This is a genomic window from Bradyrhizobium sp., assembly GCF_035484855.1.
Lineage (GTDB): Bacteria > Pseudomonadota > Alphaproteobacteria > Rhizobiales > Xanthobacteraceae > Bradyrhizobium.
In genome coordinates this window covers 15,905-32,422 of sequence record NZ_DATHOP010000171.1, presented here as the reverse complement: position 1 = coordinate 32,422, position 16,518 = coordinate 15,905, and the positions used below count along the sequence as shown (strand labels likewise).

The window sequence follows — 16,518 nt, the reverse complement described above, 5'->3', positions numbered from 1 at the left end:
CACTTCTGAACCCTACTAAGGTTGGCCCGGATCCTGCTTTGACAGGCTGGTCATAACCTGATCCATTTTCCGTCGCTCCAGGCCTCTGCGACGGACGGGGGCATCGAGAGATAAGTCAAGCATTCAGCAGCAGCGAGGAGCCGATCCAATGAAAGAGCGGGAACTTCGAGACCTGATTGCGGACGTAAAAACCGGCCGATTGTCGCGGCGGACGTTTGTCCAGCGGATGATTGCCGTTGGCCTGACGGCGCCGATGGCCGGCATGATGCTGAGCCAGTCCGGGGTGGCGATGGCTGCAACCGCGATCCCGTACAAGCCGACCAAAGCTGGCGGCGGCGGCCCGCTGAAGCTTTTGTATTGGCAGGCGGTGACCCTGCTCAACCCGCATTTCGCCGTTGGAACCAAGGATCAGGAAGGCTCCCGGATCTTCTACGAACCTCTGGCAGGGTGGGACGGCGATGGCAATCTGGTCCCGGTGCTGGCCGCCGAGGTTCCGAGCAAGGAAAACGACGGTCTCACCGAGGACGGCCTCTCGGTGATCTGGAAGCTGAAACGGGGCGTCAAATGGCATGACGGAACCCCGTTCACCGCCGACGACGTGGTGTTCACCTGGGAATACGCGCGCAACCCCGAAACCGCGGCGGTCACGATCGCGAGCTACAGGGATGTCAAGGTCGAGAAGATCGACGACTTTACCGTACGCGTGACCTTCGCCAAGCCGACCCCGTTCTGGGCCGACGCCTTCGTCAGTGCGAACGGCATGATCATCCCGAAGCACCTGTTCGCGGATTATACCGGCGCCAAGTCGCGCGACGCGCCGACTAACCTGAAGCCGGTCGGTACCGGTGCTTTTCTATTCGTCGATTTCAAGCCGGGCGACACGGTGCTCGCCAAGCTCAATCCCGACTACCACGTCCCGAACCGGCCGTATTTCGATACGCTGGAAGTCAAGGGCGGCGGCGACGCGGTGTCGGCCGCGCGCGCGGTGCTGCAAACCGCCGAATATGATTACGCCTGGAACATGCAGGTGGAAGACGAGATTCTGACCAAGTTGGAAAACGGCGGCAAAGGCAAGGTCAGCATCGTCGCGACCGGCAATATCGAGTTCATGATCCTCAACGTGACCGATCCCGCGGTCGAGGTCGACGGTGAGCGCTCGAGCATCAAGACCAAACATCCGCTGTTCAGCGACCCCGCCGTGCGCCAGGCCGTCAACCTGCTGATCGATCGTGCTTCGATCGAGAAATACATCTACGGCCGCACCGCGGTCGCTACCGCGAACTTCCTGAACAACCCGGAACGTTTCCGATCGAAGAATACCAAATTCGAGTTCAATATCGAGAAAGCCAACGAGATTCTCGAGGCCGCCGGCTGGAAAAAGGGCACGGACGGCGTTCGCGCCAAGGACGGCAAAGCGCTGAAGTTCGTATTCCAGACCTCGATCAATGCGCCACGGCAGAAGACCCAGGCCATCGTCAAGCAGGCGTGCCAGAAGGCAGGCATCGAAATCGAACTCAAGTCGGTGGTGGGATCGGTATTTTTCTCGTCGGATACGGCCAATCCCGATACCTACACGCATTTTTACTGCGATGCAGAGATGTTCACTACCACGATGCTGCAGCCCGATCCGCAAATCTTCATGAACCAGTACCTGACCGCGGAAGTGGCGACCAAGGCCAATAAATGGCAAGGACGCAATATCTCCCGTTGGACCAGCAAGGAGTATGACGAGCTCTATCGTCAGGCTGAGCGCGAACTCGACGCGGTGAAGCGGGCGGCGATCTATATCAAGCTCAACGACATGGTGGTCGACGACAATTATATCCAACCCGTCGTCTATCGGCCCAGGGTCACGGCCCTGAATGGCAAGCTGACTGCGCATCTCAGCGGCTGGGACAATGATTTGTGGCAGCTGGCGAGCTGGTATCGGGAGGCGTGAGAGACGTGAGATTTTCGATGCTCAGAATCTGAACCGGCGATCACGGGACGACGATGGGAAAATACATTCTCAGGCGCCTGATCATCGCTCTTCCCAGTCTGCTCGGCATCAGTCTTATTCTTTTCGTCCTGCTGGCGCTCGCTCCGGGCGATCCGTTTGGCGAGCTCGCCGCCAATGCCAATATTCCGCCCGAGGTCCAGGCGGCGCTGCGGGTGAAATTCGGCATCGACGATCCCATCCTCGTCCGCTACCTGCGCTGGCTCGTTGCGATGTTGCACGGCGACTGGGGCTTTTCGTTTGCAAGCCGGATCGACGTCGACCGGCTGATCCTGCAGCGCGTCCCCACCACGTTGTTCATCGTCGGCTCGTCGCAGATCCTCGCTTTGGCGATTGCGCTGCCGGTCGGCGTCTATGCCGCGATGCGGCCCTATTCGATCTTCGACCAGATCGCCAACACGCTCGCCTTTGTCGGGTTTTCGCTGCCGACGTTCTTCACGGGACTGCTGCTGATCCTGATCTTCAGCGTCAATCTCGGCTGGCTGCCTTTCGTCTACCGCGTCGATATCGACGCCACCGGCTGGCACTGGTACTGGGAATATTTCAAGCAGGCGATCATGCCGGTCTCGGTCCTCGGGCTGTTTCAGGCGGCGTCCTACACCAGGTACGTGCGCTCCGCGGTGCTCGACGTCATCCGGCTCGACTACGTCACGACCGCGCGCTCCAAGGGACTGAGCGAGGGCAAGGTCGTCCTCAAGCACGTGGTCCGCAATGCGTTGATCCCGGTGGTGACGCTGGTCGCGCTGCAGATGCCCGCGGTGTTCGGCGGCGCCATCGTCACCGAACAGATCTTCCGCATTCCGGGCATCGGCTCGCTGCTGATCACTGCGATCCTCGCCAATGACACACCCGTCATCATGGCGGTGACCTTTGTATTCGCCTGCCTCGTCGTCATCTTCAACCTCTTGGCCGATATCATCTATGGCTGGCTTGACCCACGCATCTCCTACCGTTGACGTTGTCCTCCCGCGCGAGGGCAGCCGGCGCCGCATTTCGCCGGGGCTCGAGGCGTGGCGGAAGTTTCGCCGCCATCGCATGGCCGTTGCCAGCGTGGTGATTTTGACGGCCATCGCCCTGGCCGTCTTGTTCGGCCCGCTGGTCTGGCGCGTGCCGATCAACGAGATCGATTTTACCGCACGGCTCAGTGCGCCATCATGGCAGCACCCGTTCGGTACCGACGATCTCGGTCAGGATCTGCTGGCGCGCATGCTTTATGGCGGACGGATTTCGCTGGCGGTGGGTTTCGCGGCCATGGCGGTTGCCATGGTCGCCGGCACGCTGATCGGCGCGATCTCGGGCATTTCCCGCGGCAGCGTCGATGCCGTGCTGATGTGGATCACCGACCTGTTCCTGTCGCTGCCGCAATTGCCGCTGCTGTTGTTGGTGATTTATCTGTTCCGGGATTATCTCAAAAGCCTGGTCGGCCCCGAGGGCGGCGTCTTCATCATGATCGTGCTCGTGATCGGCGGCTTTCGCTGGATGCCGGTGGCGCGGCTGGTCCGGGCCCAGTTCCTGTCGCTGCGCGAGAAGGAATTCGTCGAAGCGGCCCGCGCGCTCGGCGCCACGACGCCGCGCCTCGTGATCAGGCATATCCTGCCGAATTCGCTCGGACCGGTCATCGTGGCCGGGACCATCGACGTCGCGGCGGCGATCATCGCGGAATCGACGCTGTCGTTCCTTGGCCTCGGCTTTCCACCTGATATTCCGACCTGGGGGCGGTTGTTGTTCGATGCCAAGGACTATCTCGACATCGCGCCGCATTGGGCGCTTTTTGCCGGCGGCGCCATCTTCCTGACCGTGCTTGCCATCAATTTCATCGGCGACGGATTGCGCGATGTGCTCGATCCCCGGAAAGTCATGTGAATCGAGCGATGGACCTCGACGGCAAATCCGCAAGCGAAGCCGCGCTGCTCGATATCAGGGGGCTCAAGACACATTTTACGACCGACGACGGCACCGTGCATGCGGTGGATGGCGTCGATCTCACCGTCGAACGCGGCGAGACGGTTTGCGTGGTCGGAGAATCCGGCTGCGGCAAGACTGTCACGGCACTGTCCGTGCTCAAGCTGATCGCGATGCCGCCGGGACGCATCGCCGGCGGCCAGATCCTGTGGCAGGGCCGCGACATCGTGCCGTTGCCGGCCGACGAGATGAACCGCATCCGCGCCCGCGAAATCGCCATCGTGTTCCAGGAGCCGATGACTTCCCTCAACCCGGTCTACACCATCGGCGACCAGATCGGCGAAGTGATCGCGCTGCACGAGGGACTGAGCCGCCGCGCCGTGCTGGAACGGACCATCGACATGCTGGCGCTGGTTCAGATTCCGAATCCGGCCCGCCGCGTCCACGATTATCCGCATCAGTTCTCCGGGGGAATGCGGCAACGCGTGATGATCGCGATGGCACTGTCGTGCCGTCCAAAACTGCTGATCGCCGACGAACCGACGACGGCGCTCGACGTCACGATTCAGGCGCAGATCCTGGATCTGCTGCAGGACATGAAATCCCGCTTCGGGATGTCGATCATGCTGATCACCCATGCCATGGGCGTGGTGGCCGAGGTCGCGCAGCGCGTCGTGGTGATGTATGCCGGGAAGGTCGTCGAGGAGGCATCGGTCGAGCGGTTGTTTGCAAATCCCTGCCACCCCTATACCCGGGGCTTGATCCGCTCGATTCCGCGCATCGACATGACGATCCTCCGCAAGACTCGTCTGGAAACCATCGCCGGCGTCGTGCCCAGGCTGCTGGACCCGCCTCCCGGCTGCCGTTTTGCCCCGCGTTGCCGGTTTGCGACGGATGAATGCGGGCGCGTGCAGCCGGCGTTGCGCGAACTCGAGCCGGGCCACAAGGTGGCGTGCATCCATGCGGAGGCGGTGGCCTTGCAATGAATCAACCTCTGCTCGGTGTCCGCGGCCTGACCAAGCAGTTCCCGCTCAAGGGCGGCCTGTTCAGCGGTCACGCCGGCAGCATCCATGCGGTCAGCGGTGTCGATTTTCATATCGACCGCGGCGAAACCCTTGGCCTGGTCGGCGAATCCGGCTGCGGCAAATCGACCACCGGACGATGCGTGCTTCGCCTGATCGAACCGACCTCGGGGGAGATCAAGTTTGAGGGCAAGGATGTCCGAGCGCTGCATGCCGGCGAGCTTCGCAACCTGCGCCGCGATATCCAGATCATATTTCAGGACCCCTATGCGTCGCTCAATCCGCGCATGAGCGTCGCCGCGATCGTCGGCGAAGCCCTGATCATCCACAAATTGACCACCACCAGGCGGCAGTTCGAGGAGCGTGTCGTCAGCCTGCTCGAGACCGTCGGTTTGCAGGCCGATCATTTGAGCCGTCATCCGCATGAGTTCTCCGGGGGGCAACGCCAGCGCATCGGCATCGCGCGCGCGCTCGCCGTCGAACCAAAGCTGATCATCTGCGATGAGCCGGTGTCGGCGCTCGATGTATCGATCCAGGCCCAGGTCATCAATCTTCTGGAAGACCTGCAGCAGAAGTTCGGGCTTGCCTATCTCTTCATCGCCCATGACCTGTCCGTCGTCGAGCATATCAGCAGGCGCGTCGCGGTGATGTATCTTGGCTGCATCGTCGAGACCGCGAGTGCGCGGGAGCTTTATACCTCGCCTCTGCACCCCTATACGGAAGCGCTGCTTTCCGCGGTTCCGATTCCCGACCCGAAGGTGAAACGGCAGCGCGTCAGGTTGCGCGGCGAGGTGCCGAGCCCGACGCACCCGCCGTCGGGCTGTCATTTTCACACCCGCTGCCCGATCGCGCAGTTTCCGCTATGCAAGAGCGAGAAGCCGGCGCTCAAGCAAAGTTCCGACGGGCATTGGGTCGCCTGCCATTTCCGCTGAAGCGGCCCGCAAAAACAAAAATATGTCCGCTATCTCTGGATAGCGGACATCCGTTGGCGGTCTCGATGACCTCAGGCGCTAGTGCCGATACGACGGATCGACACGGTCGAGCTTGCGCAACAGCGCCGGCCAGCCCAGATCGCCGTTGCGGTTGGGCAGGTTCGCGCGCGGCTTGACCTTGTCGAAGGTGGCTTCCAGTACGTCCTGCGGCGGGTAGACCAGCTTGGTATTGCAGGACAAGGCCATCACCTGCACCTCGCAGGCGCGCTCCATGCGATACAGGATGTTGAAAGTCGCGGGGACGGTGCGTCCGACCACCAGCAGGCCGTGGTTGCGCAGTATCATCGCCTCGTGGTCGCCGAGGTCTCGCACCAGCCGCTCGCGCTCGCCGACATCGTCGGCGATGCCCTCAAAATCGTGGTATCCGATGTGGAGGAACCGCATCGAGGTCTGCGCCAGCGGCAGCAGCCCGCATTCCATCGCCGAGACCGCCATGCCGGCGGGTGTGTGGGTATGCGCGACGCAATCCACGTCGTGGCGGGCCATGTGGATGGCGCTGTGAATGACGAAGCCGGCGGCGTTGACGCCATAGTCGGAGGCGTTGAACAGCACGTTGCCGTCGAGGTCGATCTTGATCAGGCAGGAGGCATCGATTTCCTCATAGAGCATCCCATAGGGGTTGATGAGGAAGTGATCGTGGGTGCCGGGCACGCGGCAGGAGATGTGGTTGGCGATCATCTCGGTCATGCCGTACATCGCGGTGAGGCGGTAGCAGGCGGCGAGATCGACGCGGGTTTGCCACTCCTCCGCGCTCACCTGTTCGCGGACCGATTTTACTGCTCGGATGGCGGGAGAATTGACGGGAGGGGTCATGGAGCTTCTCTGTTGGGACGGGTGATCGACAGGACTGCCAGTAACCTCAGGATACCTGCAACCGCTGTTGCACCGCAAGGCGCCGTCGCTTCTATCCCTGCAACCCAGCCATCGCCAATGCGCGGGCGCGTCGGCGGATCACCCCTCAAAGTGAGGCAAACACCGGCCGGTGCGCTCCCTCTCCCGCACTTGCGCGCACTTGCGGGGGAGGGCTGGGGTGGGGGTGCCCGACCGGAACGCCGGCGGAAGCGGAGAGAATTCCCCCACCCGGATCGCATCTTCGATGCGATCCGACCTCCCCCGCAAGCGGGAGAGGTGCAGCGGCGCCTGCTGAAGCTGACGATTCTATTTCGCGAATCCAGCGATGGATGCCGCTCCACAGCTTTGCGGCAGCGCAAAAACCCCGTCGTCGCAAATCCTTCATCCGCGGCCTATACTTGGTCGCCGTTGATGTCGACGTCCCGATCGGCCGGGAAATTCCTTCAAAACCGGAGCCCATTTCATGAAGACCGTCCGTTTTTTCCTCGCCTTGCTGGCGCTGTCGTTGCTGGCGCCGCTCAACTCCGCCAAGGCGGCCGACGTGATCTGCTACAACTGCCCGCCGGAATGGGCGGACTGGGCCTCGATGCTCAAGGCGGTCAAGGCCGATCTCAACTACGATATTCCCCACGACAACAAGAATTCGGGCCAGGCGCTGGCGCAGATCCTGGCCGAGAAGAGCAACCCGGTCGGCGATATCGGCTATTTCGGCGTCACTTTTGGCATGAAGGCCAAGGCGGAGGGTGCGCTCGAGCCCTACAAGCCCGCCCATTGGGACCAGGTGCCGGCGGGTCTGAAGGATCCCGACGGCTACTGGACCACGATCCATTCCGGCACGCTCGGGCTATTCGTCAACAAGGACGCGCTCGGCGGCAAGCCGGTGCCGGCCTGCTGGAAGGACCTGCTGAAGCCGGACTACAAGGGCATGGTCGGCTATCTCGATCCGTCATCAGCCGCTGTCGGCTATGTCGGCGCGGTCGCGATCAATCTGGCGCTCGGCGGCTCGGCGTCGAATTTCGATCCGGCCATCTCTTTCTTCAAGGAGCTGCGCAAGAACGATCCGATCGTGCCGAAGCAGACGTCTTACGCCCGCGTGGTTTCGGGCGAGATGCCGATCCTGCTGGATTACGACTTCAACGCCTATCGCGCGAAATACCAGGAGAAGGGCAATTTCGAGTTCGTGATCCCCTGCGAGGGATCCGTCGTATTCCCCTATGTCGTCGGCCTCGTCAAGAACGCGCCCGACAAGGCCAAGGCCGAGAAGGTGCTGGACTATCTGTTGTCCGACAAGGGCCAGGCGATCTGGACCAACGCCTATCTGCGCCCGGCGCGCCCGATCGAATTGCCGGAAGCCGTGAAAGCCAAATTCCTGCCCGACAGCGATTACGCCCGCGCCAAGGCCGTCGACTGGGGCCAGATGGAGGGCGTGCAAAAAGGTTTTGTCGACCGCTATCTCGCCGAGGTCCGCTGATGCACTATGATGCCCCGCGCCAGGGGCATCATTTCTTCATGTCGCATCGATCTTTCGTCTGGCTCTGTCTCCTGCCGCTCGCCGTGATGACGACGGCGTTCTTTCTGTTGCCGATGGCGCGGCTGGTGGTGACGGGAGCCGAAGGCCCGCAAGGGCTTGCAGGATATCTCGCGATCCTGACCGAGCCGCGCTACCGCGCCACCCTGATCAACACCGTGCTGCTGGCGGCCGCGACCACGGTCGCAACCCTTGCCATCGCCACCGTCGCGGGGATGTTCCTGCAGCGCCATCGCTTTCCCGGCCGCGCGGTGCTGATCGCAATGCTGACCTTTCCGCTGGCGTTTCCCGGTGTCGTCGTCGGTTTCCTCATTATCCTGCTCGCCGGGAGACAGGGCCTGATCGGCGATCTCACCAACCGCCTGTTCGGCGAAAAACTGGTGTTTGCCTATTCGATCTACGGGCTGTTCCTGGGTTATCTCTATTTCTCGATCCCCCGCGTCATCCTCACCATCATGGCGGCAGTGCAGAAGCTCGACACCGGCCTCGAGGAAGCCGCGCGCTCGCTCGGCGCGAGCCCCTGGGCGGTGCAGCGCGACGTGGTGCTGCCGGCGCTGGGGCCGGCGTTTGTGGCCTCCGGCGCGATCGCCTTTGCCACCGCGATGGGCGCGTTCGGCACCGCGTTTACGCTTGCGACCAATATCGATGTGCTGCCGATGCTGATCTATACCGAGTTCACGCTGGCCGCGAATTTCGCGACCTCGGCCGCGCTGTCGATCGGGCTCGGCATCATCACCTGGGCCATCCTGGCGCTCGCCCGCTCCTTCAGCGGCAGCGCGGTCGCGGCGGCTGGATGAGACCATGCGAGACCGCCTGATTTTCACCGGCCAACTGATCTTCACGCTGCTGGTCGCAGCCTTCCTGGTCGTGCCGGCGATCCAGTCGATCATCGCGGGTGTTACCGTAAACTATTTTCGCGGCATATCGTCGGGGCTCACCCTGCAATGGGTGTTTCAGGTCTGGGACCTCTATGCCGGCACCATCCTGCTCTCATTCCTGATCGCCTTTGCGACGCTGGCGGTTACGCTTTTCGCCGGCGTTCCCGCGGCCTATGCCCTGCACGTGCGGGGAGGGCGGCTGTCGCGCGTGGTCGAGGAGATCATCACCTTGCCGCTGGCGATCCCCGGGCTTGCGATCGCGCTGGCGCTGCTGCTCACCTACCAGGGTTTCAGTGATTTTCGCCGCTCCTGGCTGTTCATCCTCACCGGCCATGTCGTCTTCACGATGCCGTTCATGGTGCGCTCGGTGATGGCGGTGTTCGCGACCGTCGACATCAGGACGCTCGACGAGGGCGCGGCCTCGCTCGGCGCCTCGCCCTGGCGGCGGTTTCGCGACGTGATCGTGCCCAACGCGCTGCCGGGAATTCTCGCCGGCAGCCTGATGGTGGTGACGCTGTCGCTCGGCGAATTCAACCTGACCTGGATGCTGCATACGCCATTGACAAAAACGCTGCCCATCGGGCTTGCCGACGCTTACGCCTCCATGCGGCTGGAAGTGGCCTCCGCCTATACGCTGATCTTCTTTGTCATGATCATTCCGCTACTGGTGGCGATGCAGATATTTGCCGACAGGGAGCAGGCGCGATGAACGCGGCCATCGGACACGGCGCCGCGGTGCGCGTCGAGAACTGTGGCAAGACGTTTGCCGACGGCACCCGTGCGCTGGCGCCCGCAACTCTCGACATCGCCCGCGGCGAGACGCTGGTGCTGCTCGGCCCTTCCGGCTGCGGCAAGACCACGATGCTGCGCATCATCGCCGGCCTGGAATTGCCGGATGCCGGCGGGCGCGTGCTGTTCGACGGCCGCGACATGACGTCGGTGCCGATCGAGAGCCGCAATGTCGGCATGGTGTTCCAGTCCTACGCGCTGTTTCCCAACATGAGCGTCGCCGACAATATCGGCTACGGCCTGAAGATCCGCGGCATGGCGGCGAAGGAGCGCGCCGCGCGCGTCGCCGAACTGGTGCGGCTCACCAATATTTCGGGGCTGGAGAACCGCCGCATCCACCAGCTCTCCGGCGGCCAGCGCCAGCGCGTGGCGCTCGCGCGCGCGGTCGCGATCCGGCCCGGCATCCTCCTGCTCGACGAGCCCCTGACTGCGCTCGACGCGGCACTTCGCGACCGGCTGCGTGGGGAACTCAACCGGCTGTTGCGCGCGCTCGGCATCACCGCGATCTATGTCACGCACGACCAGTCCGAGGCCATGGAACTCGGCGACCGCATCGTGGTGATGCAGAAGGGATCGATCGCCCAGATCGGCACGCCGCGCGAAATCTATTTCGCGTCGAAAAATCGCTTCGTCGCCGAATTCATCGGCGCCGCCAACATCATCGAGGCGCCGCTCGAGGCGGGCCATCTGGTGCTGCCGGGCGGCCGGCAGCCGGTCGGCGGCGACGCCAGCGTGCCGGCCGCCATCGCCATGATCCGCCCCGAGACCATCCGCATCGTCGAAGCCGAGGGCGCACCGCTCGCGGGGATGATCGACAGCGTCAGTTTCATCGGCGACCGGCAACGCATCATCGTCTCCGGCGCATCGGCAAAATTGCTCACCGTCGATGCCCCGAACACGGTTCTGGCCAGGGCCGGCGAACGGGTAGGGCTCTCGATCGCGCCGGAAGCCGTCAGGCTATTGCCACCGGAAAACTGAGAACGTTGATGCCGCAAAAGCCAGTCCTGATCGCGCAGATTTCCGACCTGCACATCAAGCCGCCGGGATCGCTGGCTTACGGCCGCGTCGACACGGCAGCCGCGCTGGTGCGATGCGTGGCGGCGCTGAACGCGTTCGGGCCAACGCCCGATTTTGTGGTGATCTCCGGCGATCTGGCCGATACGCCGGTGGCGGAGGAATATCAGCATCTGCAGCGCCTGCTGGCGCCGCTGCAATTGCCCTTCGCCGGCATTCCCGGCAATCACGATTCCCGCGAGCTGATGCGCGCCGCGCTTCCATCCGCGGCCTACGCGTCGCCATCCGGGCCGCTCGATCAGCGCATCGAAATCGGCGGGCTCGACCTGCTGCTGCTGGATTCCAGCGTCCACGGCAAACCGCATGGCCAGCTCGATGCGCCGACGCTGCAATGGCTCGAGGCCGTGCTGGCGTCTTCATCGGACCGGCCGGCGCTCGTGTTCCTGCACCATCCACCGTTCCTGACCGGCATCGGCCACATGGACCGCCAGAATCTCCGCAACGCGGCCGACCTCGCTGCCATTGTGCGACGCCACCCGCGCGTCCAACGCATCGCCACCGGCCACGTCCACCGCGCGACGTTTGCGACATTCGCGGGCGTCGCAACCACGATTTGCCCCGCGCCCAACCACGCCGTCGATCTCGATCTGGCCGAACAGCGCGAGCCCTCCTTCAAGGTCGAGCCGCCGGCGTTTCATTTGCATGTCTGGTGGCCGGGGGAGGGATTTGGGGACGTCGTGACCCATCAGGTCCCGATCGGGGAGTTCGACGGGCCGCACCCGTTTTTTGGCAAGGATGGGAAGTTGTTGTGAGGGGTGGAAGTTGATCCGTGAAGGTGGCAACCTCGCTTCCTGACGCAAACTACATCCCCCAGGAGCCCATGTCGCTCACCATCGATCCCATCACCCGATCCGTCGTCCAGCACCGGCTGAGCTCGATCGTCAAGGAAATGGGCGAAGCCATGCTCCGCACCTCCTATTCGCAGATCCTCAATTCCAGCCGCGATTTTTCGCTGGCGATCTGCGACACAAGCGGGCGCCTGATCGCGCAGGCCGATCACATCCCGGTTCACGTCGGCGCGCTGCCTTGGGCGACGCGCGCGGTCGAGGCGCGGTTTCAGGATGTCCGGCCCGGTGACGTGATCCTGCTCAACGATCCCTATCACGGCGGCAGCCATCTGCCCGATCTCACCGCTTTCGTGCCGGTGTTCGACGGGGAGCGGCGGCTGTTGTGGACCATCGTGCGCGCGCATCAGAGCGACATCGGCGGCGCCACCCATGGCGGCTACAATCCCGATGCGACGGAAATCTATCAGGAGGGGTTGCGCGTTCCGCCGGTCAAGTTGTACGAAGCCGGGCGCCTGCGCGACGATTTGCTCGACCTGCTGGCGCTGAATATCCGCAACCCCCGGGAGTTTCGCGGCGATCTCGCGGCGATGGTTGGCGCCGCGCATCTCGGCGAGCGGCGGCTGTCACGGCTGTTTGCGGAATTCGGCGCTGATGTCGTGGAGGCCGCGGTGGAAACCATCCTGGATACGGCCGAGCAGCAGGCGCGTGCGGTGGTGTCGACCTGGAAGGACGGCGTGTTCTACGGCGAGGCCTTCCTCGACGACGACGGCCATGGCCGCAACGACATCCGGATCGCGGCCAAGGTGACGAAAAAGGGCAGCGATATCGAGGTCGATCTGTCGGACTCCGATCCGCAATCGACCAGCTTCGTCAATTCATCGCATGCCAACATGCAGGCGGCTGTGGTGATGGCCTTTGCCTATCTGATCGATCCCGAGATTCCAAAAAATGCCGGCGCCTTGCGGCCGCTCACCATCATCGCCAAACAGGGCACCATCGTCTGGGCCGATCCCGGGCGGCCGGTGACGCTGTGCACCAGCCATCCGTCCAACGAAATCGTCGAGGCCATCATCAAGGCGATGTCGGCCTCATGCCCGGAGCGCGCCATGGCCGGATGGGGCCGCCGCTTCCGGATCGCGATCCAGGGCGAGGATCCGCGCACGCGGCGGAATTTCATCTGGCACATGTTCCAGGCGCGACCGGGCGGCGGCGCTTCCTCCGGCGGCGACGGCTGGTCGTCGATCGGCGAATGGCATTCGGTCGGCGGCATCAAGTTCGGCAGCATCGAGGTCGCCGAGGTGCGCTTTCCGCTGCATTTCCGTCACCACGAATATCGCGCCGGTTCGGGCGGCGACGGGCAGTTTCGCGGCGGCCTCGGCGTCGCGCTCGATCTGGTGCTGGAAACCGAAAAGCCGGCGCGGGGCAATACCGCGGGCGATGGCGCGCGCTACGGACCCTGCGGCATGCTCGGCGGCGAGGACGGCGTTCCCCACGATTATCGCCTAACATCGGCTGAACGCGCGCCTCGGGTGTTGCGCACCAAGGAAACCGGCATCGAAATTCTCCCCGGTGATTGCCTCGAAGTCCGCTCATCCGGCGGCGGCGGATGGGGCCCGCCGGCGTTGCGGTCCGGACACGCCCGCCAACGCGACCGTGAGCAGGGCCTGACGCATGACGGCGCGACGTCCGCGCGGGCGTCCTGACGATGTTCACCATCGGAGTTGACGTCGGCGGCACCTACACGGACGTGGTCGCGATCTCCGAGGACGGAAGAACCGTGTTCGCGAAATCGCCGTCGACTCCTGCCGACCAGTCGGTCGGCGTCATGGCCGGACTGGAAGAGCTGGCCGCGAGATTGAACCTGTCGCGGGAACAGATGCTCGCGAGAGCCGACCGGCTGGTTCACGGCACGACGGTGGCGACCAATGCGCTGCTGGAGCGAAAAGGCGCGAAGGTCGCGCTGATCACGACCGAAGGCCATCGCGATGTGATCGAGATGCGCGAAGGTCTCAAGGGCGACCGCTACGACCTGCGTTCGCCGCCGCCGGAGCCGCTGGTGCCGCGCGAACGGCGCTTTGGCGTGAGCGAACGGCTCAAGGCCAATGGCGAGATCGCGATACCGCTCGACGATCGCTCGCTGGGCGAGGCGATCGCTGCCGTCAGACACTCCGGCGCGACGTCGGTCGCGGTTTGCTTCCTGCACTCCTACCTCAACCCCGTGCACGAAATCGCAGCCGTCGAGCGGCTGGCACGCGAACTGCCCCACGTCAGCATTTCCGCATCGAGCGACGTGCTGCCGCAGATCAAGGAATATGAGCGGGTCTCGACCACGATCGTGAACGCCTATGTCGGCCCGCTGGTGCGGCACTATCTCGCCAGCCTGCAGCGGCGGCTCGTCGAGTCCGGATTCAAGGGTAGTCTGTTCGTCATCCTGTCGCATGGCGGCATGGCGCCGGTTGAGGAAGCCACGCGGCTTGCCGCAGGTACGGTATTGTCGGGGCCCGCCGGCGGCATTTCGGGCGCCAGGCGATGCGCCGACCTTCTCGGCATTGCCGATCTCGTGCCATTCGACATGGGCGGCACCAGCACCGACATCTCGCTGGTTACGGAGGGGCGCGCGTCGCTTTCCGCCGACGGCATGCTTGCCGGGCAACGCATCGCCTTGCGCAGCCTCGACATCGGCAGCATCGCCGCCGGAGGCGGGTCCATCGCCGGCGTCGATCCTGGCGGTACCCTGCATGTGGGTCCGGAAAGCGCCGGCGCCGTCCCGGGACCGGCCTGCTATGGCAACGGCGGTACGGCGCCAACCGTCACCGATGCCAATGTCATTCTCGGTTACCTCGACGCTGGCGCCTTCATGGGAGGAAAGCGTCCGCTCGACCGCGCCGCCGCGGAAGCGGCGGTCGATCGGGTCGCAGCGGCGCTGGGCCTGACGCGGCTCGAGGCGGCGGCCGGCATCTATCGCATGATCAACCTGAAGATGGCTGATGGCATCAGGCTGATGACGCTGCGCCGCGGTGTCGATCCCCGCCGCTTTGCGCTGCTCAGCTTTGGCGGCGCCGCCGGCCTGCATGCGGCCGAGGTCGCGCGCGAGTTGGAGATCAAGCGCATCATCGTGCCGTCGGCCGCGTCGGTGTTGTCGGCATGGGGCATGTTGACCAGCGATTTGCGCTACGAGGTGAGCCGCACGCATTATGGCGCGGGCTCGCGCATCTCGGCAGACGAGGTGCGCGGGCTGTTTGCGCAATTGGAGCAGCAGGCGGCAGGCCGGTTGCGCGCCTGGTTCGGCGGTCGCCTTACCATCGAACGATCGGCGGAAATGCGCTACGGCGAGCAGATCTTCGAGATCGACGTCCCGCTCGATGGCATCGACTGGGACGCGGCCGGGCTGGTGGACCGGATCGAGGATCGCTTTCACCGCCGCCACGAGGAGCTCTACACCTACGCCTCGCGCGACCAGGAGGTGGTGTTCGTGAACGCGCGCGTCGCGGCGGTCGGCGAAGTGTCGGAGCGCGGAAGCGACGCCGGCGCCGCGCCCTCAGCCGCGACATCGACATGCTCACCGCGCACGACACGGCAGGCCTTCTTCGGCCGATGGCGCGAGGTTCCCGTCTATTCGCTCGCCGCGCTCCGGCCGGGCCACGCTTTCGCAGGCCCTGCTGTTATCGAGGCCGAGACGACGACGGTCATCGTCGGCGACGGCGATCGCGTCGCCGTCAATGCGCTCGGCTGGCTGGATATTGCGCTGGCTTGAGGTGAAATGATCCGGCAGTCCGCCTCAGTCAGCCTTTGCCCCGCCCTTCGGTCGACGCCGCCAGCTTGCGGTAGGCCTCGACCGCGGTCTGCAACAGACGTTTTTCGCGCTTCGGGCTGAGAAATCGAAAGGACACTGCGGCCCCATCCTGGGGCAACGCGGCCGCCAGGGCGTGGCCCCTGGTATCGTCGTTCAACTGCCCGAGCGCGCGCTGCGCCCGGCGCAGATGCTTCAGCCCGGCCTCGAGCCGCGAAAATCTCTTGTGCGAAAACAGGTCTTCGAAGGTCTCGATCGAATAGCTCAATTTCTTGTTCAGCAGCCGCAATCGATGGCGTTCCTCCGCATCCATTTTCAGAAGCCTGCGGCTTTTCCGCAGCAGTTTCGCGAGCCATTGCGCCAGTTTCGCCGCGCTGTATTCGACGATCGGGACAGCGCGCTGTCCGGCGGCGTGGCTTTCTCCCGACGTGGACCAGGGTCCGCTCTCGATCCAGTCGGCGGTGCTTTCGACCAGATGCCGATAACGAACCGAGCGTAACGCCCGCGCCAGCTGGCGATGGCTTTCCGACCGTTTCGCCACCCAGGATCTGTAATAGGGGATGGCCCGCGGCTTCTGCTTGTCGAGCGCCTTCAGCCGTTCGATCGCGACGTCGAGGTCGCGCAGCAGGCCGAGGTGCCCGTTCAGCCACTTCAACTCATGCCTGATTTTGGTCTGCCTGATGTCGGCAACCATCGGCGAGAAGAACAGGATGGCGGTGCGCAAACGCGTGAGCGCGATGCGCATTCGATGCAGGGCACTGGCGTCGCCCTTGCAGGTCGCTTCATGATTTGCGGTCAAGTCCCCGAGGTAGCGGCGCCCCACCATCCGGAATGCCGTATCGCATGCCATCATCGCGTCGAGCCGCGGCGCGGGGCTGCGGCGCCCAGCTGCCTGCCGTGCGGTGGC

At 64.1% G+C, this 16,518-nt stretch carries 14 protein-coding genes; 12 read left to right on the top strand and 2 right to left on the bottom strand.

The annotated features are described in order from the left end of the window. Nucleotides 1-148: 148 nt before the first annotated feature. From VK804_RS19505 to VK804_RS19485, 5 genes are read left to right on the top strand one after another with little or no spacing between them, the layout of a single operon-like run. Entirely contained in the window at nt 149-1,939 is a 1,791-nt protein-coding gene (locus tag VK804_RS19505) for a peptide ABC transporter substrate-binding protein (RefSeq protein WP_325373230.1), read from the top strand. Nucleotides 1,940-1,992: 53 nt separating this feature from the next. Next, nucleotides 1,993-2,952 (top strand): ABC transporter permease, encoded by a 960-nt coding sequence (locus VK804_RS19500; protein WP_325373229.1) that lies wholly within the window; start codon nt 1,993-1,995, stop codon nt 2,950-2,952. Continuing rightward, complete coding sequence (locus VK804_RS19495) at nt 2,918-3,859, top strand: ABC transporter permease (protein ID WP_325373228.1); 942 nt, start codon at nt 2,918-2,920, stop codon at nt 3,857-3,859. The genes VK804_RS19500 and VK804_RS19495 overlap by 35 nt, the downstream gene beginning before the upstream one ends. A gap of 8 nt (nt 3,860-3,867) precedes the next feature. Beyond that, nucleotides 3,868-4,884, top strand: a complete 1,017-nt coding sequence (locus VK804_RS19490) for an ABC transporter ATP-binding protein (RefSeq protein WP_325373268.1) — start codon at nt 3,868-3,870, stop codon at nt 4,882-4,884. Beyond that, nucleotides 4,881-5,852 carry a dipeptide ABC transporter ATP-binding protein gene (locus VK804_RS19485; protein WP_325373226.1) on the top strand — a complete coding sequence of 324 codons (972 nt, stop codon included), beginning with the start codon at nt 4,881-4,883 and terminating at the stop codon, nt 5,850-5,852. The genes VK804_RS19490 and VK804_RS19485 overlap by 4 nt, the downstream gene beginning before the upstream one ends. A 78-nt stretch (nt 5,853-5,930) precedes the next feature. On the opposite strand, the gene VK804_RS19480 is transcribed toward VK804_RS19485, so the two are convergent. Further along, on the bottom strand, nt 5,931-6,725 hold the full coding sequence (locus tag VK804_RS19480) for a class II aldolase/adducin family protein (protein WP_325373225.1): 795 nt from the start codon (nt 6,723-6,725) through the stop codon (nt 5,931-5,933). 502 nt (nt 6,726-7,227) lie between these two features. On the opposite strand from VK804_RS19480, the gene VK804_RS19475 reads away from it, so the two are divergent. The 7 genes from VK804_RS19475 (at nt 7,228) to VK804_RS19445 (ending at nt 15,575) form a co-directional block, all read left to right on the top strand. Next, nucleotides 7,228-8,235 (top strand): ABC transporter substrate-binding protein, encoded by a 1,008-nt coding sequence (locus VK804_RS19475; RefSeq protein WP_325373224.1) that lies wholly within the window; start codon nt 7,228-7,230, stop codon nt 8,233-8,235. Nucleotides 8,236-8,273: 38 nt separating this feature from the next. After that, nucleotides 8,274-9,089: an ABC transporter permease gene (locus VK804_RS19470; RefSeq protein WP_325373266.1), complete on the top strand. Its 816-nt coding sequence runs from the start codon at nt 8,274-8,276 to the stop codon at nt 9,087-9,089. A 4-nt stretch (nt 9,090-9,093) separates the two neighbouring features. Further along, nucleotides 9,094-9,879 (top strand): ABC transporter permease, encoded by a 786-nt coding sequence (locus VK804_RS19465; RefSeq protein WP_325373222.1) that lies wholly within the window; start codon nt 9,094-9,096, stop codon nt 9,877-9,879. Further along, entirely contained in the window at nt 9,876-10,937 is a 1,062-nt protein-coding gene (locus VK804_RS19460) for an ABC transporter ATP-binding protein (RefSeq protein ID WP_325373221.1), read from the top strand. The genes VK804_RS19465 and VK804_RS19460 overlap by 4 nt, the downstream gene beginning before the upstream one ends. 8 nt (nt 10,938-10,945) lie before the next feature. Beyond that, entirely contained in the window at nt 10,946-11,785 is an 840-nt protein-coding gene (locus VK804_RS19455; protein WP_325373219.1) for a phosphodiesterase, read from the top strand. A gap of 68 nt (nt 11,786-11,853) precedes the next feature. Next, nucleotides 11,854-13,524 (top strand): hydantoinase B/oxoprolinase family protein, encoded by a 1,671-nt coding sequence (locus VK804_RS19450; protein ID WP_325373217.1) that lies wholly within the window; start codon nt 11,854-11,856, stop codon nt 13,522-13,524. Between the two features lie 2 nt (nt 13,525-13,526). Continuing rightward, nucleotides 13,527-15,575, top strand: a complete 2,049-nt coding sequence (locus tag VK804_RS19445; protein WP_325373215.1) for a hydantoinase/oxoprolinase family protein — start codon at nt 13,527-13,529, stop codon at nt 15,573-15,575. 28 nt (nt 15,576-15,603) lie between these two features. Here VK804_RS19445 and VK804_RS19440 read toward each other — a convergent pair whose 3' ends face one another. Then, nucleotides 15,604-16,437, bottom strand: coding sequence for a CHAD domain-containing protein (locus VK804_RS19440; RefSeq protein WP_325373264.1), 834 nt, complete (start codon nt 16,435-16,437; stop codon nt 15,604-15,606). Nucleotides 16,438-16,518: the final 81 nt, after the last annotated feature.